The organism is Nocardia sp. NPDC004582, assembly GCF_053602115.1.
Genome location: NZ_JBSGCY010000115.1, coordinates 1 through 21,888, shown reverse-complemented (window position 1 = coordinate 21,888; position 21,888 = coordinate 1). Strand labels below are relative to the sequence as shown.

28 protein-coding genes are annotated in these 21,888 nt (G+C 69.9%); 6 read left to right on the top strand and 22 right to left on the bottom strand.

The genetic code is table 11. The annotated features are described in order from the left end of the window. The coding region (gene mobF, locus ACWELJ_RS25940) for a MobF family relaxase (protein WP_452368740.1) at positions 1-4,466 on the bottom strand (4,466 nt) is incomplete at its 3' end. Positions 4,467-4,765: 299 nt separating this feature from the next. Between mobF and ACWELJ_RS25935 the strand changes: the two genes are divergently transcribed. The 3 genes from ACWELJ_RS25935 to ACWELJ_RS25925 all read left to right on the top strand — a co-directional run bounded on the left by ACWELJ_RS25935 (position 4,766) and on the right by ACWELJ_RS25925 (position 6,320). Then, a complete protein-coding gene (locus ACWELJ_RS25935) occupies positions 4,766-5,314 on the top strand; it encodes a hypothetical protein (protein WP_452368739.1) in 549 nt (182 codons plus the stop codon). A gap of 4 nt (positions 5,315-5,318) precedes the next feature. Continuing rightward, on the top strand, positions 5,319-5,909 hold the full coding sequence (locus tag ACWELJ_RS25930) for a hypothetical protein (protein ID WP_452368738.1): 591 nt from the start codon (positions 5,319-5,321) through the stop codon (positions 5,907-5,909). An 81-nt stretch (positions 5,910-5,990) separates the two neighbouring features. Next, positions 5,991-6,320, top strand: coding sequence for a hypothetical protein (locus tag ACWELJ_RS25925; RefSeq protein WP_452368737.1), 330 nt, complete (start codon positions 5,991-5,993; stop codon positions 6,318-6,320). Between the two features lie 225 nt (positions 6,321-6,545). On the opposite strand, the gene ACWELJ_RS25920 is transcribed toward ACWELJ_RS25925, so the two are convergent. From ACWELJ_RS25920 to ACWELJ_RS25835, 18 genes are all read right to left on the bottom strand, one after another. Next, complete coding sequence (locus ACWELJ_RS25920; RefSeq protein WP_452368736.1) at positions 6,546-6,950, bottom strand: hypothetical protein; 405 nt, start codon at positions 6,948-6,950, stop codon at positions 6,546-6,548. After that, positions 6,947-7,183 (bottom strand): hypothetical protein, encoded by a 237-nt coding sequence (locus ACWELJ_RS25915; protein ID WP_452368735.1) that lies wholly within the window; start codon positions 7,181-7,183, stop codon positions 6,947-6,949. Before ACWELJ_RS25915 ends, ACWELJ_RS25920 begins: the two co-directional genes overlap by 4 nt. Positions 7,184-7,193: 10 nt before the next feature. After that, complete coding sequence (locus ACWELJ_RS25910; RefSeq protein WP_452368734.1) at positions 7,194-7,787, bottom strand: LPD29 domain-containing protein; 594 nt, start codon at positions 7,785-7,787, stop codon at positions 7,194-7,196. Next, positions 7,784-8,224 (bottom strand): hypothetical protein, encoded by a 441-nt coding sequence (locus tag ACWELJ_RS25905; protein ID WP_452368733.1) that lies wholly within the window; start codon positions 8,222-8,224, stop codon positions 7,784-7,786. Before ACWELJ_RS25905 ends, ACWELJ_RS25910 begins: the two co-directional genes overlap by 4 nt. A 145-nt stretch (positions 8,225-8,369) precedes the next feature. Beyond that, positions 8,370-8,732, bottom strand: a complete 363-nt coding sequence (locus ACWELJ_RS25900) for a hypothetical protein (RefSeq protein ID WP_452368732.1) — start codon at positions 8,730-8,732, stop codon at positions 8,370-8,372. Positions 8,733-8,765: 33 nt separating this feature from the next. Then, a complete protein-coding gene (locus ACWELJ_RS25895) occupies positions 8,766-9,011 on the bottom strand; it encodes a hypothetical protein (protein WP_452368731.1) in 246 nt (81 codons plus the stop codon). A 265-nt stretch (positions 9,012-9,276) separates the two neighbouring features. Then, a complete protein-coding gene (locus ACWELJ_RS25890) occupies positions 9,277-10,053 on the bottom strand; it encodes a hypothetical protein (protein WP_452368730.1) in 777 nt (258 codons plus the stop codon). Positions 10,054-10,087: 34 nt separating this feature from the next. Beyond that, entirely contained in the window at positions 10,088-10,336 is a 249-nt protein-coding gene (locus ACWELJ_RS25885) for a hypothetical protein (RefSeq protein WP_452368729.1), read from the bottom strand. A 255-nt stretch (positions 10,337-10,591) separates the two neighbouring features. Continuing rightward, the gene (locus ACWELJ_RS25880) at positions 10,592-11,032 is read right to left on the bottom strand and encodes a DUF6884 domain-containing protein (RefSeq protein WP_452368741.1); all 441 of its coding nucleotides are present in this window, start codon (positions 11,030-11,032) and stop codon (positions 10,592-10,594) included. Positions 11,033-11,037: 5 nt separating this feature from the next. Next, the gene (locus ACWELJ_RS25875) at positions 11,038-11,331 is read right to left on the bottom strand and encodes a hypothetical protein (RefSeq protein ID WP_452368728.1); all 294 of its coding nucleotides are present in this window, start codon (positions 11,329-11,331) and stop codon (positions 11,038-11,040) included. A 118-nt stretch (positions 11,332-11,449) separates the two neighbouring features. Then, positions 11,450-11,668, bottom strand: a complete 219-nt coding sequence (locus ACWELJ_RS25870) for a hypothetical protein (protein ID WP_452368727.1) — start codon at positions 11,666-11,668, stop codon at positions 11,450-11,452. Between the two features lie 84 nt (positions 11,669-11,752). Next, complete coding sequence (locus tag ACWELJ_RS25865; protein WP_452368726.1) at positions 11,753-12,361, bottom strand: hypothetical protein; 609 nt, start codon at positions 12,359-12,361, stop codon at positions 11,753-11,755. Positions 12,362-12,580: 219 nt separating this feature from the next. Continuing rightward, positions 12,581-13,135: a hypothetical protein gene (locus tag ACWELJ_RS25860; RefSeq protein WP_452368725.1), complete on the bottom strand. Its 555-nt coding sequence runs from the start codon at positions 13,133-13,135 to the stop codon at positions 12,581-12,583. A gap of 101 nt (positions 13,136-13,236) precedes the next feature. Continuing rightward, on the bottom strand, positions 13,237-14,103 hold the full coding sequence (locus ACWELJ_RS25855) for a DUF932 domain-containing protein (RefSeq protein ID WP_452368724.1): 867 nt from the start codon (positions 14,101-14,103) through the stop codon (positions 13,237-13,239). A 181-nt stretch (positions 14,104-14,284) separates the two neighbouring features. Beyond that, positions 14,285-14,617 (bottom strand): hypothetical protein, encoded by a 333-nt coding sequence (locus ACWELJ_RS25850; RefSeq protein WP_452368723.1) that lies wholly within the window; start codon positions 14,615-14,617, stop codon positions 14,285-14,287. A gap of 109 nt (positions 14,618-14,726) precedes the next feature. Continuing rightward, positions 14,727-15,269 carry a hypothetical protein gene (locus ACWELJ_RS25845; RefSeq protein ID WP_452368722.1) on the bottom strand — a complete coding sequence of 181 codons (543 nt, stop codon included), beginning with the start codon at positions 15,267-15,269 and terminating at the stop codon, positions 14,727-14,729. A gap of 282 nt (positions 15,270-15,551) precedes the next feature. Then, on the bottom strand, positions 15,552-17,333 hold the full coding sequence (locus tag ACWELJ_RS25840; protein ID WP_452368721.1) for a hypothetical protein: 1,782 nt from the start codon (positions 17,331-17,333) through the stop codon (positions 15,552-15,554). A gap of 88 nt (positions 17,334-17,421) precedes the next feature. Beyond that, positions 17,422-17,850 (bottom strand): hypothetical protein, encoded by a 429-nt coding sequence (locus ACWELJ_RS25835; RefSeq protein ID WP_452368720.1) that lies wholly within the window; start codon positions 17,848-17,850, stop codon positions 17,422-17,424. A gap of 222 nt (positions 17,851-18,072) precedes the next feature. Between ACWELJ_RS25835 and ACWELJ_RS25830 the strand changes: the two genes are divergently transcribed. Then, positions 18,073-18,510, top strand: a complete 438-nt coding sequence (locus tag ACWELJ_RS25830; RefSeq protein WP_452368719.1) for a hypothetical protein — start codon at positions 18,073-18,075, stop codon at positions 18,508-18,510. Between the two features lie 182 nt (positions 18,511-18,692). Here the strand turns inward: ACWELJ_RS25830 and ACWELJ_RS25825 are convergent, their stop codons facing one another. After that, entirely contained in the window at positions 18,693-19,355 is a 663-nt protein-coding gene (locus ACWELJ_RS25825; protein ID WP_452368718.1) for a hypothetical protein, read from the bottom strand. A 194-nt stretch (positions 19,356-19,549) separates the two neighbouring features. On the opposite strand from ACWELJ_RS25825, the gene ACWELJ_RS25820 reads away from it, so the two are divergent. Both ACWELJ_RS25820 and ACWELJ_RS25815 read left to right on the top strand, forming a co-directional pair. Then, positions 19,550-19,813: a hypothetical protein gene (locus ACWELJ_RS25820; RefSeq protein ID WP_452368717.1), complete on the top strand. Its 264-nt coding sequence runs from the start codon at positions 19,550-19,552 to the stop codon at positions 19,811-19,813. 55 nt (positions 19,814-19,868) lie between these two features. Further along, on the top strand, positions 19,869-20,093 hold the full coding sequence (locus ACWELJ_RS25815; RefSeq protein ID WP_452368716.1) for a hypothetical protein: 225 nt from the start codon (positions 19,869-19,871) through the stop codon (positions 20,091-20,093). 11 nt (positions 20,094-20,104) lie between these two features. Here the strand turns inward: ACWELJ_RS25815 and ACWELJ_RS25810 are convergent, their stop codons facing one another. Together ACWELJ_RS25810 and ACWELJ_RS25805 are read right to left on the bottom strand one after the other, a co-directional pair. Further along, positions 20,105-20,833 (bottom strand): hypothetical protein, encoded by a 729-nt coding sequence (locus tag ACWELJ_RS25810; protein ID WP_452368715.1) that lies wholly within the window; start codon positions 20,831-20,833, stop codon positions 20,105-20,107. After that, positions 20,830-21,888 (bottom strand): recombinase family protein (locus tag ACWELJ_RS25805; RefSeq protein WP_452368714.1); only part of this gene is annotated, 1,059 nt, incomplete at its 5' end. The genes ACWELJ_RS25805 and ACWELJ_RS25810, both read right to left, overlap by 4 nt.

Genomic DNA, 21,888 nt, shown 5'->3' with positions numbered 1-21,888 from the left:
TCGGCTTCCGGCTCGGTCGCGGCCTGGTCGTGGGTGGCCTCGATGTCATCGATCTCAAGCTCGTCGACTGCCAGTTCGGCGGCCCGCTCCGCGGCGCGGGCCCGCCAGTCCGGGGCGTCGGCGGGCAGGTCGAGCATTAGGCGGCGCAGCTCGTCGGCGTAATCGGCCATGGCCACGTCCATGCCGCGATGCTCGGCCGGGATGGGCGCCAGCCCTGCCAGCGGCGGCAGATCCTTCAACGCCCGGAACCGGTGCGGCTCTGGTACTTCCAGGTGCTCGCCGATCCACAGGTCGGCACGCGACCTCAGGACCGCAGCGGCGTCGCGGGCGGTGATCAGGCTCGCGTTGTGGTCGCTCTGGTCCGCGGTGATGGTCGCGACCAGCTGCACGGAATCGAGGCCGTGGGCCTCGGCGAGGGCGATTGTGTCCAGCAGAGCGTTGTAGGCGCTGCCGCGCTCGACCTGGTGGACCAACACGACCGGCATCGAGGTATCGATCAGCCAGCGGGCACGGTCGCGGCCCAGTTCGCGGGCGTAGTAGGTGTAGTCACGCTCGAGCTTGGCGCGGCGCGCGGTCGTGGTGGCCGCGTCGGTGTAGGTGTCGAGAACGGCCTGCTTCTGCTCCGGTGTGCGCGGCACCTGCGGTCGCGCGTCGGCCAGCGCGGCCTCGTCGTTGCTGAGCAGGCGGGCGCGCAGGTTCGCCGCGAACTCCGCCAGGGCCAGATCCGCGCCGGGATGCCGGCTCGGCAGTGGCGCCACATCGGGCAGCACGACGTCGCGCACTGCCCGGACACGGCCGCCTCGGCTGGTCGTGGCGAGGGATTCCTCGCCGGTGTTGAGTGCTTCCGCGGCGGCGGTCAGGACCTCGGCGTCGGCGTCCAGGGTGAACGCCAGCGTTTCGGGCTCGCTCGCGCACGCGTGGGCGGCCATCGTCGCGGCGACGTGGTCACCGATGCGCTGATCGGCGCGGAAGGTCAACGCTGCTCCGGCGTCGCGTGCGGTCAGCAGGCTCTCGCCCTCGTCGCGCCCGAAGTTGGTGACAATGTCGCCGATGAGCTCGCCGGTGTCCATCCCGATGGCGTCGGCGACAGCGAGGGTCTGGCGCAGCTTCTCGTATCCGTCGGAGCGTGCTACCTCCGCGAACAGCACGACCGGCAGAGCTCGCTCGAGCTGGTAGTCCGCGCGGGCCCCGCCGAGCAGTTCGCGGCAATGGTCGTACATTTCGCGCAGCCGGGCCGGGTCGTTGATGCGGGCCTGTTCGGCGCGCATGACCTCGGTCGCGGTGAGGTTGTCGTCTTCGCGGGCGACGATGCGCAGGAACACATCACGCTCGGTGGGCGGCTCGTCGGGCGGCCGGTCCCACGCCGGATCCGGAATCGCGTCGGTGGCGACGTAGGCGTGGTTCTCCTCGACCGCGCGCGACAGACCGACGTAGGCCAGCGCGCGGCCCAGGGTCTGGTTCATGAGCAGGTGTGCGCGTTGGACGGTCATGCCCTGCGCGCGGTGAACGGTGGACGCGTAGCCCAGCTCGAGGTGCTCGCCGACGTACTTCGCGGGGAGATTGACGCGCCCGCGGTGGCGTGCGCCGACCACGCTGACCGAACCGTCGGCGTGAATCTTGTCCACCCGCCACAGATCGCCGTTGTCGACGGTGGTTCCTGCGCGGTGCCCTCCGGTGATCCGCAAGCGCTTGGCGTTCTTGCGGGTCACGACGACATCGCCGATGCGCCCGCGGTGTCCGTCTGCCAACTCGGCGGTGGGGCCGTCGCGGTCGACGGTGCCGCGCAGCGTGTGCGCGACCTGCGCGGCACCGTTGAGCGCGTACACGTCCGCCGTGGTCGCCGCCATCATCAGCGACGTCTTGCCCTCGTCGGTGTCGGACAGGTGGGCGGCGAGGATCTGCTCGCGCAGCTCGTCGACCATTCCACCATGCACGCGCCCGGCTGCGTCGTAGAACTCCCACGCCTGCGAGGCATCGCCGGACCGCACCGCAAGCGTCGCGGTGGCTTCGTCCTTGTTCGCGAAACGGACGACTTGATCCAGCTCGGGGGCGGCGGTGTCGTTCGCGATCAGACGCAGGGCGCCACCGGATTCGACCGCGCTCAGCTGATGCGGGTCGCCCACCCAGCGCACGACCGCGCCGTAGCGATCTGCCAGTTGTTGGAGCTCGTGCAGGTTGGCTGTGGAGGCCATTCCGGCCTCGTCGACCAGAATCATTGTGCCGCGTGCGATGCCGTCGGCTCGGCCGGTGCGATGCGCCCACAGCAGGGCATCGATGGTCTCGGCAGGCACGCCGATCTCATCGGAGAGAACGCGTGCGGCACTCTTCTGTGGGCTCAGTGCGAGCACTTCGCGCCCGTCGTTCTGCCAGGCTCGCACCACCGCTCGCAGCGCTGTTGTCTTACCCGCACCGGCCGGGCCGATCGCTACTGCGAGCCTCGCACCGCTGGTGCACAGATGCTCGACAAATCGGCGCTGACCGGGGTTGAGTCGACGCGCGGTGCCGGTTCGCACTCCGAGCGTGCGGGGGCGGCTCTCCTCTTCCACGGCCTCGATCGCACTGGCCACCGCCTTACGGGTGACCAGCTCCGCCGTGGGGTTCTGCGCGGCTTCCTGCAAGCGTGCTTCCGCGGCGAGAACGGCCTCGCTGCTGTACAGCACGCTGGTGGATGCGGGCTGGTTGAACACGCTCTCACCGTTGCGGCGCGCGAGCGTCGCGGGCACCTCGTCGGGGTCGACAGTGAGCAGCACACTGCGCTGGTCGCGGACCGCGACCACGATTGATTCGACGGCCGCACGGTGGGCGGCATCGGTGTCGAAGCTGCACACCGACAGGCGGTCTTCGGCGGCCGCGCGGATATGCACCTCTGACCAGGTCGCGCGGCGGCCGGAAACCTTGTCGAGCACTTCGCTCGCGATGGCTTCGGGTTCATAGATGGCGCGCCGGCGGGCTTCGAGAGCTGTGCTGATCTCGTCCAGCACGTGGTTGTCATGACCGGGGGAGAGCAACTGCGCCAGCTCGGTGGCGGCGTCGGATCGGGTGGTGTCGCTGGCGAACGTGCACCAGTCGAGCCCACGATTGATCGCTGTCGCGAGCTCCTGGTCATCGGCGCCGATGACGGCGACTTTGCCGCCGAGGTCCGCGCCGATTCCGATAGCCACGCGGGCGGCCTCGTAGGGGCGGGCCGCGTCGGGGTTGTGGCTCAAATGCACCACGTCGGCCGCGAACTCGCGGCCGGTGCGTCCGTCGCCCAGAAACGCGCTGGCGCGTTCGTCCCACTCGTGGATCATCTCGCGCAAGCTCAGGGGCAGCGGCTTGGCCTCGCGGGTATCGAGGGTGGCCTGCTGTTGCAGCTTGAACTGCACGGACTTGCTCGGATTGCGCCCGTGGACCTGCCGGTACTGGCGCACCAGTTCCTCGGTTCGCTCAAGGATGTTGGGCCGTCGGCTGAACGACTGGATCATGTCGTCGCCGACACCGACCACCTCGAGCACGGGCTCTTTGCCGCGCCCGCGGCTGCGCTCCTCGAATCGCAGTCCGAGCTCTCGTTTCAGCTTGCCGGTCAGGGCCGCGTTGTATTCGCAGCTGAGGGAGACTGTCGCCTTGATCAGCGCTTCCGCGCGCAGCGAGCTCCATTTCCCGTCCGATCCGAGCACCCGCGACGAGACCACAACGTGCGTGTGGGGGTTCATGTCCCCGGTCCTGTTGTCGAAGTGCTGGAACTTCGCGAACGTCAGCCCTTCGGCGTCGATGAGCTGCTTGCCGCCGCGTCCGCGGCGCGCCAGCGCGTAGTTGTCTTCCATCCGGGCGAGGACTTCGGCGACGGCTTCCTCGTGGCAGCGCCAGATGTCGCGGCGCAGCTTGTCGTCGCCCAGGCCCCACAGGATCGATACGGATTTCTGCGGGGTGAAAACACAGTCCCAGCCGACAACGGCCTCGCGTCCCTTGCGCTTCTCGTCGCTGAGGGCCTTGGTGATCTCATCGGCGGTCGGTCGTCGGCTGAGCTCGCCGGTGAGCTGCTCACGGGCCGCATTCGTGCGCAGCTCGAGCCACTCATCCCGGGTCGGGGAGCGCTGTTCGGCGGCGATGAATTCCGCCTTCATCCGCTCGTAGATGCCGGTGATCTCCGACTTCCCGCCCGCGAACTGGTACAGGCCGGATCCGAGTTTGGCGTCGCTGATCGCTTCTTCCGCGGACGCGCCGGCCGCGATGGCAGCGGCGATCTTCTCGTCGGCGTTCGGGTGCAGGCCCTCGCCGTAGAGCGCGCGCATCTGCGCCTCGCTGACCTCACCGGATACGCCCATGATCTCGGCTCCGCGCCCGGCCCATACGCCGGGGGGAGTGCCGTGTTCGTTGTAGTAGTCGGTCAGCCCTTGGCTGCGCGGGCGCTCGCGGTCCGCAGTAGCTACTTGACGCGTCAAGTACTCATAGCCATCCCCGCCGTGCAGCGGATGGATGGTCATCATGAACCCAAGGTAGCGGCGATCCGCGGGGAAGATCAACCCGAATCTCACAATGGTGGAAGAGGTGTGTCCTCGGATTTGGGGTTTGAAAGGGGCTCGGAAGGGCCTGCAGTACACACGCCGGCTGGGGCGGCACGTGTCGGGCTGATGGGCACTGAGGTGCGGCAGACAGCGGTTCGGGCTTGCGCGGTGGGCTACCGTTGTCCGGTGCGCGCTGCTCGGCGCGTGCTCCGCTCGGCCGGGACCGGTCTTCGGTGTCCGGTGGGCGTCGGGAACCGCTAGGCGGTGGGAAGGGATCGGACATGGCGGACAAGAAGACGGGCAGCGGCGCTGTCGGCGCGCGCAAGCTCGCCCGCGAGAAGATGGCGGCGGCGCTGGAATCGCGCCGCAAGCGCGAGGCGGCCAACACGGCTGACCTCGAATCGTTCTATGTCGCGAGTAGCCGGATCGACACAGCGACCGACAAGCTGGACGCAGCGATCGAGGCGGCTGAGCGGGCGTTCGCCGAGACTGAAGCGGCCGCGCTCGATGAGCAGGGCGAAGCACTGCGGAAGATTCGCGAGCGCGGCACCCCCCAGAGCGAACTACTGGAAATGACCGGCCTCACCGCCGGTGAACTGCAAAAGCTGCTCAAGCGGCCCGCACCGACCGCAACAGCGACAGCAGCGGCCCCGGCGGCCGCCGTCGAGCAGGTCGTCGAGACCGAATCGTCTGAGCCTGCGGACACGACTCCGCCGAACGTCACGCCGATCACGCGGACGGCTGAGGTTCCGGCGGATCCGGCGACCGGTGACGCTCGGGAACCGCTAGGCGTCGACGCGGGCGCTGTGTCGCCGGTGTCGGCCTCGTAGTCCCGTGGTGCTCGACCCTGGCCCGAGACAACCGCCTCGTAACGCACCGCAACGGCTCGTCGTCGGCGATGCGGGCGAGGTCGCGCGTTTCGAGGCCAAGGTGGTGCGCGGGCCGGGCTCTGACGACTGTTGGATTTGGGCCGGAGCAATCGGTGACGACGGCTACGGGCGTTTCGCGATTCGGCGCGATGCCTCCGGCCGGTTCCCCCGCAATCGCGAGGACGGGCGCGAGCTTGTTGTCCGGCCGCCGCGCTACGCGGTCGCGCTGGCGGTCGGGGTGGTTCCGGCTGGCCTCGTCGCAATGCACGACCGGTGCGACAATCCGATATGCGTGCGGGCCGTTGAGGTCGACGGGCACGGGCCGCATGTCGTGCTGGGCACACAGCGGGAGAATCTGACGACCATGGGCGCTCGCGGGCGCTCCTACGGCGGGCGGCCGGTGTGGCAGCACGACGGGCTCACCCGCGCGCAGAGGGTGGAGCGGTCGCGTGCGCTGCGTGATGCGGTGCGCGGCGGCTGGAACGCTGAGGCGGTGCGGCTGGCGTTGCTGATCGGCACGCAACCGGCGCTGTTCGATCCGGGCGAGACGTTGTGATCCGAGACTGTCGGAACCGCTAGGTACAACTTGGGGTGAGGTCCTCGCGACACGGCGCGGGCAGGAAAGGGGGACGGGGTCATGGTGGAAGCTGGCGAACTGGTGCTGTTCGGGGTGTCACTGCTGGGGGTCGCGGCGCTGCTCGGGGTGCTGGCGTGGGTCGCGGGTGCGCCGGTGGCGCGGTGGCTGGGGGCGTTCCTAATCGTGAGCAACGTGTACCGGCTGATGCTCGCGGTGTTCGTGCCGTGGGTGATCGGCTCGGCGCTGCGGTGGCTCGCGGTCGGGCTGGTGCTGTGGCTGCTCGGCCACTGGGCGCACATCCGCCGGTACGGGCGGCCGCGCTCGCTGTTGGCGCTGCGCGTCTTCTCGCTGCCGGGCCTGCGGGACCTGGTTCCGGCCGCTGCGCGGTGACCCTCGCACCGCTCCGGCCGGACCGGTGCGACCTCGGGCCGACCGGCGGGCGGTCGGGCTTCGCAGTGTGGTTCGCACTGCTCGCACTGCGAACACCTCGCACCGGCCGGTGGCCTTCTGGTGCGAGGTGTTCTGTCGGGAACCGCTAGGCGGTGCGGCGATTGGTGCGAGTCACCCCGCCGCGCCCGGTCGGTGCTAGGCGCGGCGGGGTGTGCGATGCGGTGGTTATTCGCTGCCGGTCTCGGTCGTCGGCTCTGGTGCGAGCAGTAGGTTCGGGGCCCCGACAATGTGGGTGACCGACTGTCGGGTGCCTCTGTTGTCGACGCGTATCAGGTACCGCCGGTGCGGGCTGAGGCGAAGGGCCTCGCGCTCGATGTGGCCGCGCTGAATGTGCAGCTCGTCGCCGAACTCGCACAGCCAAAGCACACGGTCGTCGGGCTGGAACTCGGTCGCGGCCTCCAGGCCGGCTGCGGGGATGGCCCGCAGTAGGGCCTGCGCGGCCTCCAGCGCGACCGTGAGGCGGGCGCGGGCGTCGGCCTCCTCCGCGGAGCTCGGGCCGTTCACGGCGCGGGTGTAGGCATACTCGGCGGCGGCGAGCTCGTCGGCGACCAAGTGCGCTGCGGTATTCACGACTGGGCCTCCTGACCCGTGATCGGGCTGTACTCGCCCAAGTAGTTGTGCAGCGCGTAGACCGACTGGAACAGGTGGCCCTCACGCTCCTCGACCGGCGTCCGGTTGTACTCCTCGAGTTCGGGCTCCCACCGGTCGGCGACGACGTTCACCAGAGACTGGCGCACCCTCGGGTGCAGAGCGGCGGCGGTCGGCCACGGCGCGGAAATGGTGATGGCGGACTGAGCGGGCATGGTTGTTCTCCTATCGGTGGGTGCTCGCGCGGCGGGCGCGGGCGGTGATGCCGTGCAGCAGGGCGCGGCGGGGGTTGCCGGGTTCGGTGTCGAACTCGCTGAGGTCGGCGGCCTCGGCGAGCAGGTGCAGGGCGTGGGCGGCCGTGACCGGGCCCTCGTCGACGGGGCCGGTGTCGGTGCCGTGCAGGGGCCCGAATGTGCTGCCGTGCAGCAGGATCGGCGCGGCGACGGTCACGCCGTGGGCGGCGTGCCAATCGATGCCGGTCGCGGTGCGGGCAATCGTGATCGGGTATCGGCGCTCGAGGGCGTCGGCGAGAATCTCGTATCCGGCGGGGGTGATGGTGCGGGCGGTCAGTACGCGGTGAATGCCGTAGCGGATCGGGCCGCGTGCGTCGTCGCCGGATCCGATCGCCTCGAACGGCCGCGCGAGCTCGGCCACGGCGGCCTCGGTGGGGCCATCGGACCAGGCGGCGGCGACGGTGCGCGCTTCGTCGCGGCCGCCGGGGCGCACGGCGAACCGTACGCTCGGCCACCGGCGGCACAACTCGCGTTCGATGCGGCGGGCGACTTCGCGGCTGCCGAGTACGCGCACGGGGGCGGTCATCGGACGGCCCCGGCGTTGGCGGCCTTGGTGATTCGTCGGCGGTAGGCGGCGACGCTGCGGCAGGGCTGGGCGGTTTCGGCGTCGTCGACCAGGCGGCGGGCGCGGGTGAGGTTCCCGGCCGTGAATGCCTGGGCGGCGGCGGTGATGAGGCGCTGCCATTCGCTGTCGCGGTTGTAGGTGTGGCGCTCGCGGTCGCGGTCGGTGCGGGTGAGGGCCTCGGGGTGGTCGGTGAGGTAGGCCGTGACGGCGTCGGCGACGGTGTCCGTGCCGTGCGTGGCGGTGACGGCCCGCAGGTACGCGGCCGCAACGGCTTTCGCGGTGTCGGACAGGTGGGGGTGGAACTCGTTGCCGTAGTAGTCGGCGGCGAAGTGGTCGGCGGCGCTCGAGATGAGCGCGCGCTCGAACAGGGTGAACTGACGCAGATATTCGGCGGTCATGGCGGGGTCTCCTGGGGTCCGCTCGGTGCCCCTGCGGCCGCCTTGGGCGGCTGGGGGCTGGGAATGGGTGCGGGGCCGGATAGGCTGCGAGGGGGACCGGGGCAGATACCAGCTGCCCCGGTCCTTTTCGCGGGACCGTCGGCCGTTACTCGGGGCTCGCGGTGGCCCGCTGGGCGCGGGCCTGGCGCTCGAGGAACGCGCGGGCGCGCTCGATGCCAGCGGCGGAGTTCGGGGCCGTGCAGAGGGTGGCGGTGCTGGTGGAGCGCCACACCTGCCAGAACTGGGCGGTGCTGCCGATCCGCGGCGGCGGGGTCACCAGGATGGTTTGTGTGCCGTCGGTGACTCTGTAGGCGGTGCGGCCGTCGTAGATCGCGTATTCGCTGACTTCGATCGGGTCGGCCTCGTCGGCGGCGGGCTCGGCCTCGGGCTTGTCGGCGGCGAAGTGCTTCCATTCGCCTGCCTCGATGCCCTTCGCGATCGCGGTCATGATCTCGTCGTCGCTGTGCATGTGGCTGTCCTCCTGGGTGTGCGGATCGGTGGGCTACTGGCCGTGCTCGGCGGTCATCTGCTCGTCGAGCGCCGCGAGGAACTCGGCGCGGTGCTCGGGGACCAGGTGCTCGAGGAACACCGGGAACGCCACGTCGAACACGCGGGCCACGGCGGCGGCGAACTGGTCGGCGGTCATCGCGCGGCCCGCGTTCTTCTCGGTCACCAGCGCAACGCACTTGGCGTTGAGGGCGTCGACCACCTCGGCCGGGGTCATGGCGTCGGGGTTGGTGATGGTCATCGGGGTGTCCTTCCGGGTTGCTTTCTCTGACCTCTCAAATGTACCAACCGTACGAACCGTACGCCAATCTTTGAGGTGTGATGCCCGTCACATTTGGGTGTCACGGGCTTCGGTGCCGGCGGTCGGCGGGTGTTGGCGCTCGCCCTGCCGTGGCCCCGGCGGGCCCCTGCATGGGCCGCTGCGGCGCGAGCAGGCCGGTGGGGTTCTCGGGTGCGGGCCGGGGCAGATACCAGCTGCCCCGGCCCGCTACGCGATCACTGCTCGGTCAGTGCAAAAGCGCCTTGATGCGGTACGTCTCGACCAGCAAGCCTCGGGCCTGGGCCTCGAGCTCGTCGGACAGGGTGAGGTCGCCCTCGTCGAGCTTCCTGGCCGCGAGCGCGAGAGTGTTGCGGCCCGCGTCGGTGCAGAACTCGAGGCATTCGAGCAGGTGCTCACGCTCGTCCTGACCTTCGCGGCGCTGCGGCAGGGCGTCGGCGTCCGGCCGCCGGATCGCGACGCCGGGGGCGAACAGCGACAGGTACACCGCCGCGCGCTCCTGGCACTCGTCGCGCCACGCGGTCACGTCGGAGACGGCGTACTCGCCGCAAATGTCCTCGTCGTCGTCCCAACCCTGCCGGGCGCGAAAGCGCACCAGCTGGGCGCGGTAGGTGGTCAGCTGGTCGGCCCCGGCGGTGAGCCAATCGGCTACCGAATTGCAGAGCACGACGGTTCGCCACAGATCGCCGCCCGCCCGGCCGAGGGAGCGGTGGCGGTACTCGGCCACGAAACCGCCCTGGTCGTCGGCGGTGATCACGTACTCGTGGTCGATATCGCCCGGGTTGGGGCCGTCGTGGCGCTCGGCGGCCACCACGCCGCCGCGCTCGCCGTTGATCTCGGCGGCCCACTTCTCCCACGCGGCCACGGTGAGCGGCTCGCCGTGCAGCGCCATTTCGTACGCCCACTGGCCCAGGCGGGGAATCTGGTATTCCGGGCTGCCCCAGTGCAGATAGAACTTTCGGGTTCCGTCGGTCATGACGAGTTTGGTGATGGATCGTTCGCCCATTGCAGGGTCCTTTCGGTGATTGGTGATCGGCCGGTCAGAACAGACGGCCGGGGCCGTACTTCAGCCGCGCCCAGGCGACGCACTCGGCGCACCCGGTCTTCTCGAGCGCCCGGACGGCGGTCTCGATCACGCGCGGGGCCTGGTCGTCCCACGTCACGCCCTTGCGGTACGCGGCGTGCCATCCGCGCTGGAACGCCGCCCAGTGGCCCTCGTATCCGTGCTCGGGCAGCCACTCGCCGGAAGCGTCGAACAGGGCGGCGGAGAGAACGGATTCGGTGGTCACTGGGTGGCCTTTCAGTGGAGTAACCAGGGGATATGCCGGGGGCTGTCGGGCTTCGCCCTCTCCCTTCCGACACTTCAACTGTACCAACCGTACGAATCTCCGCCAAATCGAGATGATGTGACGCCGGTCACATCGGCCACGTGCTGAGTGCTTCGCCGGCTGGGGGCGGCCCGATCGCTCCTCAGCGGTTCGCCCGTGCGTCTGGGCTGGCCGCTGAGGGGCGAACGGGGTTCCGCGCACCCTCGGGGGTGGGGTCTAGATGTAGGCGTCCTGGGGCCCGAGATTCGCGCCCTCGGTGCGGATGATCTCGGCGAGGTGGGCGAGGTGGGCCCCGATGCCGGGCAGGCCAGCGAGCGGGGCCCGCAGCTGCGGCCACACCTGCCGCGCAAGGTCGGTGTAGGCGGCTCCGGCGAAGATGGTCACCGGCCGGGCAAGTAGTCCGGCGGCGGCCGCCTGGGCGTGCAGCTGCTCGGCGGTGATCGCCTTCGCGGTGCCGAGACGGGTCTCGTACGGCTCGATCTCCTCGTCCAGGGCGAGCAACCCGTACCGTGCGGACACAATCCGAATGTCGGGGTCGACGGCCAGCACGCGCGCCGCGCGCAAGCATTGGCGGGCGTAGCCGCCGACGTACATCTCGGCGGCCGCCGTGGGCCGCGCGGCCTTGCGTGCGCCGCAGGTGACCACGACCAGGGGCATGGTGATCACACCGCACCCGCCGCGTCGGTCGCGTCCTCGCCCTGCTGGTTGGCACGCTCGAGCGCGTCGTCGGCGTAGCGGCGCATCTGCAGATAGATCCATTCGCGATTCTCGCCGTACGGGTATTCCTCGGCCAGCGCGCGCAGGAACGCGGGCAGGCTGTAGCCGGTCCAGCCCAGATACGGCCCGAATGCCAGGGTGACGCCGTAGGCAATCTCGGCATCGATGGCGGCGGCGTCGGCCTGGGTGACCGGGTGGTACCCCTTCACGGTTTCGGTTGGGGTCGGTGCGGAATCCATTGCTGTATTTGCCCTTTCGTGGCCTGGGTTCCGGCGGGCGCGGTCGCGGCCGCCGGGCGGTTCGGCCGGGGCCGGGCGGATACCAGCCGCCCGGCCCCGGGAACGGGGATGGAAGGGATCAGAACGGCGGTTCGTCGTCGCCGGTGGCGGGGTCGGTCCGCGCCACATCACGCGAGGCCACCTGTTCGGCGCTCAGCGGCTCGGGCTCGTCGTACGGATCGCAACGGGAGCAGCAGCATTCGGGGCGGTGCCGCCCCGCCTCGGGGTCCGGGTGGAATCGAGCGTCGTCGCGGTCCTGGGCGTCACGTTCGGCCTGTGACATGAACGGGTAGTGCATTTCGCTCTCCTTGCAGTGGATCGGGATCGGCCGGGGCCGGGCGGATACCAGCCGCCCGGCCCCAGCGCGGGATTGACGCGCGGTTCAGCTCGCGGGCTGGTGCGCCCGGTCCTGGCGGGCGAACCAGCCTGCCGCGCTGAGTACGTCGCAGTGGTCGCGCTCGTACCACGCGAGCCGCTGCTCTACGCGCGTGAGGTTGCGTGCCATTTCGGTGACGTGGGCGTCGTGCTCGGGCTCGAAGGTGTCGGGGTCTGCGGTCGAATCCGCCATGTGCACCGCGTAGTCGTAGCCGTGGTTTGCCCCGGCGCTGGCGAGGGTCTCCACCAGTGCCTCGATGCGCCGCTCCAGCTCCTCGGCTCCGTCCACGATCAGCCGCACCCGGCGCTCGGCCCGCTGGCACTCGTCGACGAACCGGACCACCTTCTTGATGTCGACATCGTGCAGACGCTGGGCGTCGATCTCGCCGGAGCGCTCGGCATCCGGCAGGGCTGCGATGCGGCGCAGTTCTTCCAACCACGCGTAATCGGCGGCGAACGCCTTCACGCCGTCGGTGATCACGCAGGCCCCCGGGGCGCTCACGTGGTCGTGGTAGTCGCGGCACTCGAGGTCGCGCACACCCTCCGCGGTGAACACGCGCGGGACCAGACGGCGGTAGCGCTTGGGGCAGCGGGTCGCGCGGTCGAACTCGGTCATGGAATTCCTCCTGATCAGCGGGGGGCTTCCGTCTCCCTCCCGATAACTCAACTGTACCAACTGTACGAACCTCTGCCAAATCGAGAGCATGTGATGCCGGTCACAGAGCGACCGGCAAGCGGTGGAATCGTTTGGCCGGCGGTGGCAACGTGGGTCGCGCCGGTGCTGTGGCCCGTGCGGGTGTCCGCACGGGCCACAGCGGCGCGAACGTCGGGGCGGCTAGGTGCTGGCCTGCGCGGCAGTGAGGGCGGCATAGGCGGCCGCGCACTCGATCGCGCGGGACAGGAAATACTCGGCGGCGGCCGCCGTCGGCGGGTGGTCGCCGTGGGGGGTGCGGCGCTGCCGGTTCCGGTTCCGGTCGGCTTCGATCCAGCGGCGTAGGCGTGCGGTGTATTCGATTCCGGCGGTAAGCAATTCGGGCACCGAATCGCATTCGAGCTCGGTGCTCCGCTGGTCGGTGTCGTCCCACCAGGGGGTGAACTGGTAGCACAGCAGCAGATCGCCAGCGTCGGTGATGGTCACCGTGTAGATGTGCTCGCACTGCAGCGGGCTCGTGTCGGCGGGGCGGCGGCTGACGGTGGTCTGCGGCTCGCACTCGGTGCCCATTCCCCAGGCGTCCCACGCCTGCACACTCAGCGGGCGGGCCTCGCGGGCGCAGGACAGTACCCACTCTCCCAGGCGCGGGACGTGGAACTCGGGTCCGCCGAATTCGGCCGAGTAGTAGACGGCGCGGCCGTCGGGGGCGAACAGCAGCGTTTTCGATCGTGAACCCATGACGGGGTGTCCTTCGCGGTCGGGTCGGGCGAACGTCGCTCGTTCGCCCGGGAACGGACCGGGCCGGGCGGATACCAGCCGCCCGGCCCGGGGTGTTTGCCCTACTGGGCGGCGGCGAGGAATTCCTCGAGGGTTCCGCCGTTCTTCAACGCCTTCATGCCCTCGGCCAGCGTCCACAGCGCGCGATTGAGCTTGACGTCGGCGTCGAGACCGGTCACGGCGCGGGTCTTCGTCTTGCGGCCCTTGGCGGTCTCGCCGTGCACTCCTCCGCGAATCAGGTTCTCCTGCACGCGGTTGACGGTCTTCCACAGATTGGCGTCACGGTCGGCCGCGCGGCGCGCGCCCAGCAGCTGCCGGGCCGCGATGGGCGCGGGGTTCTCCTCCGGGTCGTAGCGCATCCCCAGCGCGACCTGGGCGAACAACTGCTCTTCGGGCGCGCTCATCGGCAGGGCCAGCATCTCGCGGCGCAGCTCCTGCACCTCGTCGAACGATTCGACGACGGTGAACGCGCCCTCGAGCACGTCGTCGACCACCTTGCCCGAGTGGCGAACCCGCACCTGCTCGATGCGCTTGCCGACAACCATCCCGTTGGTGCACACGAACTCGAGCAGACCCGCGAGCATCTGGTACGAACTGGCCCCGTCGTGGCTGTTGACCAGCACAACCTCGTTGGCGGCCCCCTGCGTGGCAACGGTGCTGCGGTGACGCAACCGCAGCATGTGCTTGGCGTGGCCTCGGCGGTCCTCGTCGCGGGTGACCGACTGCGCCACGAAGAACGGTTCGAATCCCTCGCCGCGCAGGTTGGTCAGTACCGCGCTGGTCGGAATGTGGGTGTAGCGGTCCGAGCGCGACTGGTGGGCTTCGGTCGCGAAGATGCTCGGGGCCACGCGCATGATCTCGGCATCGGTGAGCGGGCGGTTCTCGCGAAGGGAAACGATCTTGCGGCCGAGTCGGGTTACCTGTGCCATGGTGGCGAATTCCTAACTGGTAGAGGGTTTCTCGGTGCCGGTCGGGCGGGGCTTCCGCCTCTCCCTTCCGACACTTCAACTGTACCAACCGTACGAACCTTGCGCAAACCGATAGCCTGTGTTGCCGGTCACACCCGAGCAGGGCGGACCGGCGGCGCGGGCTGGTGCCTGGCTCGGCCGGTCAGAACGGCGGGTCGTCGTGCAGGGGCAGGGGGATGAGTTCGAGATCGCCTGTGGTCCATCGGGATTCATAGGGCGCGGGCTCGTCGATCTCGCCGTAGTCGGCGGCGAATTCAGCGAGCCGCCCAAGCTCGGCGCGGTTGTCCGTGAGGCACTTGTGGTACGCGGCGTACGCCTCGGCGAGCTCCCGCTCAGTGGCCGCGATGGCCTGCTCGCGGCTCAGATCGGGATAGGCGAACTCGGGCGCGGCGTCGGCGTGCAAGCTCGACAGCACCCGCGCGGCGAGCTGACGTGCGTCGCGCACGGCGTCGGGGGTGCCGCTGTCGTTGGACAATTCGGGGCTCCGTCCGTGTGATGGGACCTGGGCCCGCCGGTGCGGGCCCAGGTGTTGCGGGGGTGCGGCCCCGGGCAGATACCAGCTGCCCGGGGCCGCGTGGGGGTGATCAGGCGAGTCGGGCCAGGGCCTCGGCTTCGCGGGTGGTCACCTGCTCGGCGAGCAGGTAGCGGCCGCCGGGGGTTACTCCCGGCGACTGCGGGAGCCTGCCGATAAAGACATCGGAGCGCAGCGACCACAGCGGCTGCCACGCGGCCAGCTCGCGGGTGGCGTAGGCGGTTTCGAGGGTCACGCCGCGCAGCTGCAGCGCGTAGGCAACCGAATCGATGAGCTGGTTGTGCTCGTCGGTGCTGTCGCCGTGCCCGTCGGCCTCGCTGTCGATCACCAGGGCCACCGCGCGGGTTCCCGTGGTGTCGCGGGTCAACGCCTTGGCATTGAACCGGTCGAAATACTCGATGTCGTTGCAGACCCAGACGCGTTCGACTTCGTTCCATCCGTCACTGTGCGGCTTGACCAGCGCCAGCACCAGCGAGCGCGGCGCGATGCCCGCGCCCACGATTCCAGTCCACTCGGCCGGGGCGGTCAGGCCCCAGATCGCGGGAACGGCCGCGGCGAGGTCGAGGGCGGTGTCCATGCGGAGTTCGTAAGCCATGGTGGCGAGTTCCTTACTGGTAGAGGGTTTCTCGGTGCCGGTCGGGCGGGGCTTCCGCCCCTCCCTTCCGACACTTCAACTGTACCAACCGTACAAACCTCTGCCAAATCGAGAGGGTGTGATGCCGGTCACATCGCGACCGGCGGGCGGCGAAACCGTTCCGCCGGCGGTGGCACCGTGGGTCGCGCCGGTGCTGCGGCCCGTGCGGGTGCGTGCACGGGCCACAGCGGCGCGAACGGTGCCGGGGTGGGGCCGCAACCTGGGTGGTTGCGGCCCTGACGTCTAGGCGGCGTCGCCGGTTTCCACCTGCTCGGCGGCGGCGTCCTCGGCATCCTCGGCATCCTCGGCGGGCTCGGCGCTGAGGCGGTCGGCCTCGGCGAATGCCTCGGTCAGGCTCAGCGAGCCGAGAATCACGCGGTCGATCGGGCCGGGGGTGTAGCCCAGGGCGCACAGCACGCGCAGGTGCCAGCGCGCGGCGAAGGGCTTACCGCCGGTCTCGATGCGGCCGGTCTTCTCGGCGGCCCGCCAGTACTTGGGCTCTTTGTCGCTGGGCTGCATGGCTGCCTCGATGGCGGCCATGGCCTGCAGCGCCAGCGCGGCGGTGACCCGCTCGTCGCTGGCCTGCTGGGTGAGGATGTCCTCGGCGTCGGGGTTGAACTCGAGAACTTTGTTCAGCTCGCTCGACCATTTCAGCCCGAACAGTTCAGCGGCTACATGGCTGGCGGCGAAGCTGGAAAGGATGTCCGGATGCGTCAGCAGCAGGTGCCCCACCGACGCGAGCACTCCGTGCGGCAGCTTCTTGGCCTTGTACTTCTTGTAGAACGTCTCTGACAGGAACTTGCGGCGTGCGGCGGTGTCGTTGCGGGCAAGCTCGTTGGCGCGCCGTGACGTGTTCCTCGTGGCTGTCTTCTCGGCCTTGCTGCTGCGGTCGGTGCTCCATCCGACGTACTGCAGTCCGGCCTTTTTGAAGTCCAGGCATCCATAGACCGGCTTGAACTGCGTTTCGAACCGCACCGCGTTGGCGTGCAGCATGCCCTCGGCGGGCTTGGCGGCCGGATCGGTGTAGGTCGCGGGGTCGATGTTCTTCTCGTCGACTTCCTCGCCGGTCTCGATGAGTACCGCCTGCTCGCTGGCGTCGAGATACACCGCCCAGTACTTCGGGTCGGTGATGTGCTCCTCGCGCACCCGGCCGCCCTCGGCCAGCGCCAGATGCTCGAACCGCGCGCACTGGCGGTCGTCGCGGTACGGCTCCCGCTCGAGGATGGTGAACCCTCGGTCGCTGTAGGGCTTGGCGGCCACGGCTCGCGCGGCCGCTTCGCGGCGCTCGCCCTGGATCGCAATCACGGTGTTGTCGAAAAGCCCTTGCGCGGCGGCGCGGACCAGTCGCCTGCGCTCGTCCTCGCTGACGTCGAGATCGGCCGCGACCGCGCCCTGCCACAGGTCCAGTTCTCCGTCTGCGATGGCGTCGCGGGTAGCGGAGGGGGCTGCGCTGATCTTGCGCAGCGCGGTGGCCTGCTTGCGGCCGACGCCGATCTTGCGGAGCTGCTTGGCCTTGTCGGCCTTCGGGATGTTGAGCCCGGCCAGTTCTTCCTGGGCCGCGAACCGGTCTGCGGCGGTGAGGTCTACGCGGCCGTCGTTGGCGTTGACCTGCGACACGATCACCGACGCGCGGCGGGCGTCGTCGCTGCCCTTGGGCTCGCGGCGCAGCAGCACCGGGCACGGGTTGTAGTTGCCAGCGCGGGCGGCGAGCGTGCGGCGCTGCCCATCGATGATCTGAATCTCGTTGCGGGAGTTGATGAAAGCCGTCGGGTCCTGTTCGAATCCGTCTTCGCCGTCCAGGATCGACTGCACGTACTCGACGGTGATCGTCGGGGCGGCCTGACTGCGGACGTTGTCGCTGATGTGGACGGTGTTCGGGTCGACGTTGATCGACACGCGGCCGGTCGGGCTGGCGGCCAGCTGCGCGCGCAGCTCGGCGGCGTGCTCGGGCGACAGCGGTACCGGCTTGGGCGTCTCGGCCAGCGCGGCCGCGATGGTCTCGGCGGTGATTTCGACGGTTGTCATAGGTGGTTGCCTCTCGTAGAGTGTTGGCTCGAGAGGGACCAGGCAGATACCAGCTGCCTGGTCCCTTTGTCGTGCAGTGGGTTTCGGGCTACAGGGCGTACTGGGTTTCGAGCGCGCGCAGCATCTGGGCGACCTTCTCGGCGGCGGCCTCGAGGATCTCGGCGCGGGCGGCGGCCTCGGTGGGGCTCACCACCGCGACGGACTGGTTGCGCCACGACCACGCGGTGTTGACGTAGATGCTGACCTGGTCGGCCAGGATGGCGCGGGCCCCGGCCGCGACCGTCTGGCCGTGGTAGCGCCACAGGATGGCGGCCGAGACCAGCGCGCGCACCGCGAGCTCGGCGGCCTTGTCCACGTCGCCGGTGCCGTCCTCGAGCTGCTGACCCTGGGCGAGAGTGTCGAGAAACCGGAGCGCTTCGGCGTTTTCGACAGTGCCCGCGCGGCGGGGGTACCGCACCCCGGCCTCCTCGTGCACCTGCTCGGCGCGGCGGCTGGGAATGGTGAGAGTGAAGGTCATTGACCTGGTCCTTTCGGATCGGATTTCTGATCTGCCAGCGGGCCGGGCTTTCGCTTTCCGCTTCCCTCTGACATACTCAAGTGTACCAACTGTACGAACCTAGACCAAACCAGTAAGGAGTGACCTGTGTCACAGATCCAGCAGAAACCCCAGCTCAGAGCACATGCCGCGCCCCTGTTCGGTGCTTTGCGTACGCTTCGGACGGTCGGTACAGTTCACGGTATGAAGGGAATCGACACGACCGCGCTGCGCGAGACCTGGGGGGATCACCTCGAGGCTGCCGGTGCCGACCGTGAGGCGTTCGCGATTCTCTACCGGGGCCGCCCCGAGGCCGTGCTGCTGTCGGCGGCGAAGTGGGAGCGTGGCTGCGCCAATGTCGCTGTGCCCGAGGCGAAGCAGCAGCGCGACGTGTCGCCGGAGGTGCGCAAGAAGCTGCGCGATGTCCGGGCGGCCGCGCGCACGGCCGGGCAGCACACCCTCATTGCCCGTCGCTACTCCGGGATCCGGACGGCGAGCGGCGGCGAGGACGAACTCGAGGCCGTGATCGCGCCCTACGACTGGGTGCGTGAGGCACTGCCGGAACTGGGCGAGGTCGTACTCGGCGACGCCGCGCAGCAGCGCTATCGCCGCGGCGCCGGCACTGCGGCCGCCGACTCCTGACCTCGGGTGCCGGCGCCCCGTGTGCGCCGCGCCCGCGGTCCATCGTCCGATGCTGATATAGCCATGCGGCTGTTCTTGTCCGCGGTTCGGCGTTGGAAGTATCCACATGGATACTTTTTCGGAGTGAGCGCATCGACGCTGCTCAGGGGAGTTCCGAGCGGCTAGCGGTTGCCGCCGGCCTCCTACTGCCTGCCCATGTCGTTGCGGGCTCGGTGCTGTTGTAGGTGGTGGGCTGCCGAGTGGTCGACGGCGGCGAGGACGACGGACTCGGCCGGGCGGGTGTTCCAGTGATCGATGGCCATTCGGGCGAGGGTGCCCATGGGTAGGGCCTTCGGCACGTTCGCGGTCAGTTGCAGGGCCGCTAGTTCGGTGAGCAGGAACGTGGTGCGCTCGTCGGCCTGGCGGCGGCCGGGGAAGCGGCTGGTGGCTTCGCCGCGCAGCTGGTCGACGGAGGCGCGGTGCGTGGTGTGGGCGCGGGCGAGCAGGGCTTCCGCGGCGTCGGCGACGGTGGCGGGCAGGTAGAACGACACGGCTCGTTCTGCCGGGAATTGCAGTGGCCGGGTGTCGCGGTGGTGCAGGCGGATCGCGGCCGCGTAGCGGGCCACGTCCATGGCCTCGGGGGCGGCGGTGGCCAGTAGATCGGTGACGGCGGCCGCGACGCAATCGGAGCTCGACGCGGGCGGGCGGCCGTCCTCGGTGCCGTAGACGGAGCGGCGCGGCCGGTGCAGTTCGTGGCGCCAGGCGTTCACGGTGCGCGACTGCGCGGCGGTCAGGCGGCCGCTCGAGTAATGCCGGGCAGGCGTGGCGGCGGCCGCTTGCGCATCGTCCTGCCCGGCGGGTTCCATGCCGTCACCTTAGAAGTTGCGGCCGCCGCGCCTGTTGACCTGGTGGACTACCGAAACCGCTAACGAGGTAACTGGGCGAATGCTTGAACGTGTATGTGCCCGTAGATATCGCGACCGGGCATCGGTGGTGACCTGATGAGCCGGTTGGCCGAACTGCACGTGCTGTTGCGACAGGCGCACGCATACTCGTGATCATGTTCGTCTGGGTTGGTGCGGGTTTGATGTTGTCCGGTGGGCTCGTGTTGCAGCGCGCTCGCCGTCTTGAGGACGAGGGCGATCCGGAACGCGGTGACCGGACGCGGGTATGGGCCTACGCCTTGCTGCTGGCGGCGTCCGCGCTGGTGCTGGTCATCGCGGTGGCGGGCTCGCAATCGCTGGTGCTCAAGATCGCCGAGGGTGTCCCGGCGATCGGGCTGCTGGCCATCCTGGGCCGCGAGATTTATCGACTGGCGCCGTAGACGCTGGCGGGGCACCGGCGACCCACGGCAGGCACCCGCAAATAGACTGCTGATCGTGGACCCCGGACCCCTACCCGTCCAGGTGCGCACCCTGATCGTGCTGGTGAGCGCCGCACTCAACGCGGGCACCGATCCGCTCGCGGCGGTGCGGACCGTTGTGCGCCTGGCCCCATCACCGGAGGTGGTCGCTGCGGTCGTCCGGCTCGTCGACACCGTCCACACGCCCGGCATGCCAGCGGGGGTCGTCCTCGCGCGCATCGAGGGCCTGCACGGCACGTAGCCCGAACCGTTCTACCGGGACCCCAATTCGGCGTCAATCCGCACCGGCACGGGCAGCAATGGCTGCAGGATCTCGGCGACCGCCAGGCCGGTCAGGATGCGCTCGCGCAGCAGGGCGGCGGCCACGGTCTGCACTGCTGGCCAGTGCCGGGCCATGATCTCGTCGGCACGGTCGCGGCCGGTCTCGATCGGTAGCCCGTGGGGCTCGGTGATCGCCTGCAGCGCCGCAGTGTCGTGGTGGCCCTTGGTGACGCTGTCGATCAGGTTCGCCACGGTGGCTTGTTCGCGCAGGGCAAGCCACTGCCTGGTGGCGCGCATCCCTGACCAGATGTAGGCGGCGAAGTCCTCGATTGGGGTCTCTCCGTCGCCGATCTCTACCGCGCCGGCGGCTTGCACCTCACCGGTGGTGGTCAGTTTGCTCTCGACCACCAGCTCACCCAGGCGCACACGCCTGATCGGTATGCCACCCAGCGCGGCGGCGACGGTGTGCCCGGCTTCGTGATACGCGTCGTGCTCCTCGCCGAAGGCGGCATCACCCCAGTCCGGTACCCGCATGTCGATATCCCGTCCCCCGGTGACCGCCCGCGCGATGGCGAGGCAGTCCTCGCAGGATCGGATGAGCAGATCGGCCGGACCGAGCACCGGCCAGTACTCGGTGCACACCACCCGGTGGTGAGCGCACATCACCTCGCTGATGCGGTAGCGGGGCAAAGCCTCACCGTTGTGTGCGGGGTCGTTCATGGGCGGCTTCCGGCGGGGTCGTCGGTGTGTTCGGGGCACAGCAGGCCCTCGGGGCCGCTGTGCCAGCCGTGCTGTGCCAGCCAGTGCTCGACCAGCTCGGGGACGCCGTGCCCGGCGAGGGCTTCCGCGGCGACTGGTCCGCCGAGGATGGGCCCGTTCTCGCACAGCGGGTGCGCGCATTCGATGGCGTGGCGGTCGGCGGGCTGGCAGCGGGCGCAGTGGCGGGCGATGATCAGCCCTCCGGGGGTTTCGGGGTCGGGCTCGAGCCACTGCCAGGCCAGATCATCGCGCAGCTGGCGCGGGTCGTAGTCGCGGCCGGAGCGGGTGTTGCAGGTCGGACAGGGCGTGACCTGGCGGGACCGGCGGGGCTGGAAGCGCTCGATGCGTTCGATCTCGGCGCGGGAGATCAGCCGCCCTCGGGGCGTGGGGAGTCGGCGGGCGGCCGGGGCGGACGCGGCGGGCGGGTCGACAACGGGCAGCGGAATGAAGGGTGTCGGGGCCGGAGCGGGAGCTGCTTCGACTGCGGCGGTGGGAGTTTGCGGTGTCTCGGTGCCCGTTGTCGACCCGGCCGCCGTGTCCGGCGCGGCCGGGCGTCGGCGGGCGCGGGGCCGTTTTCCGACACTGGATTTGTCCAGGTGGCCGTAGAGGGTGGCGCGGCCGACTCCGAGGATGTCGGCGATTTCGGCGACGGTGTGCCCGCCGGAGTCGTAGAGGGTCTGGGCGTGGGTGATCTGCGCGGGGCTGAGCTTGGCGGGGCGGCCGCCCTTGCGGCCCTGGGCTTTTGCGGTGTCGAGCCCGGCGCGGGTGCCCGCGGCGACGCGGCCGCGCTGGAAGTCGTCGAGCCGGGCGAGCAGGGCCAGCTGCGCGCGGCCTTCGACGGTGGCGGTGTCGATTCCGGCGTCGAGCACGCGCACGCCGGCTCCACGGGCGTGCAGCTGTGCGCCCAGGGCGACCAGGGGGCGCAGGGCGACGGCGAGGCGGTGCAGGTCGGTGACGGCGAGCGTGTAGTTCATGCCGCCGTGATGGTGCGGCTCCAGGCCCATGCGGGCGGTGGC

Bases quoted from the DNA above. Each gene is read 5' to 3' on its own strand.
- ACWELJ_RS25880 (WP_452368741.1), bottom strand. From the start codon at position 11,032: ATGCCCCTGGTCGTGGTCACCTGCGGCGCACGCAAGGCCGCGCGGCCC.
- ACWELJ_RS25895 (WP_452368731.1), bottom strand. From the start codon at position 9,011: ATGACCATCACCAACCCCGACGCCATGACCCCGGCCGAGGTGGTCGAC.
- ACWELJ_RS25935 (WP_452368739.1), top strand. From the start codon at position 4,766: ATGGCGGACAAGAAGACGGGCAGCGGCGCTGTCGGCGCGCGCAAGCTC.
- ACWELJ_RS25925 (WP_452368737.1), top strand. From the start codon at position 5,991: ATGGTGGAAGCTGGCGAACTGGTGCTGTTCGGGGTGTCACTGCTGGGG.
- ACWELJ_RS25865 (WP_452368726.1), bottom strand. From the start codon at position 12,361: ATGACCGAGTTCGACCGCGCGACCCGCTGCCCCAAGCGCTACCGCCGT.
- ACWELJ_RS25810 (WP_452368715.1), bottom strand. From the start codon at position 20,833: ATGAACGACCCCGCACACAACGGTGAGGCTTTGCCCCGCTACCGCATC.
- ACWELJ_RS25860 (WP_452368725.1), bottom strand. From the start codon at position 13,135: ATGGGTTCACGATCGAAAACGCTGCTGTTCGCCCCCGACGGCCGCGCC.
- ACWELJ_RS25875 (WP_452368728.1), bottom strand. From the start codon at position 11,331: ATGGATTCCGCACCGACCCCAACCGAAACCGTGAAGGGGTACCACCCG.
- ACWELJ_RS25820 (WP_452368717.1), top strand. From the start codon at position 19,550: ATGTTCGTCTGGGTTGGTGCGGGTTTGATGTTGTCCGGTGGGCTCGTG.
- ACWELJ_RS25890 (WP_452368730.1), bottom strand. From the start codon at position 10,053: ATGGGCGAACGATCCATCACCAAACTCGTCATGACCGACGGAACCCGA.
- ACWELJ_RS25855 (WP_452368724.1), bottom strand. From the start codon at position 14,103: ATGGCACAGGTAACCCGACTCGGCCGCAAGATCGTTTCCCTTCGCGAG.
- ACWELJ_RS25835 (WP_452368720.1), bottom strand. From the start codon at position 17,850: ATGACCTTCACTCTCACCATTCCCAGCCGCCGCGCCGAGCAGGTGCAC.
- ACWELJ_RS25825 (WP_452368718.1), bottom strand. From the start codon at position 19,355: ATGGAACCCGCCGGGCAGGACGATGCGCAAGCGGCCGCCGCCACGCCT.
- ACWELJ_RS25870 (WP_452368727.1), bottom strand. From the start codon at position 11,668: ATGCACTACCCGTTCATGTCACAGGCCGAACGTGACGCCCAGGACCGC.
- ACWELJ_RS25905 (WP_452368733.1), bottom strand. From the start codon at position 8,224: ATGACCGCCGAATATCTGCGTCAGTTCACCCTGTTCGAGCGCGCGCTC.
- ACWELJ_RS25900 (WP_452368732.1), bottom strand. From the start codon at position 8,732: ATGCACAGCGACGACGAGATCATGACCGCGATCGCGAAGGGCATCGAG.
- ACWELJ_RS25915 (WP_452368735.1), bottom strand. From the start codon at position 7,183: ATGCCCGCTCAGTCCGCCATCACCATTTCCGCGCCGTGGCCGACCGCC.
- ACWELJ_RS25910 (WP_452368734.1), bottom strand. From the start codon at position 7,787: ATGACCGCCCCCGTGCGCGTACTCGGCAGCCGCGAAGTCGCCCGCCGC.
- ACWELJ_RS25830 (WP_452368719.1), top strand. From the start codon at position 18,073: ATGAAGGGAATCGACACGACCGCGCTGCGCGAGACCTGGGGGGATCAC.
- ACWELJ_RS25845 (WP_452368722.1), bottom strand. From the start codon at position 15,269: ATGGCTTACGAACTCCGCATGGACACCGCCCTCGACCTCGCCGCGGCC.
- ACWELJ_RS25840 (WP_452368721.1), bottom strand. From the start codon at position 17,333: ATGACAACCGTCGAAATCACCGCCGAGACCATCGCGGCCGCGCTGGCC.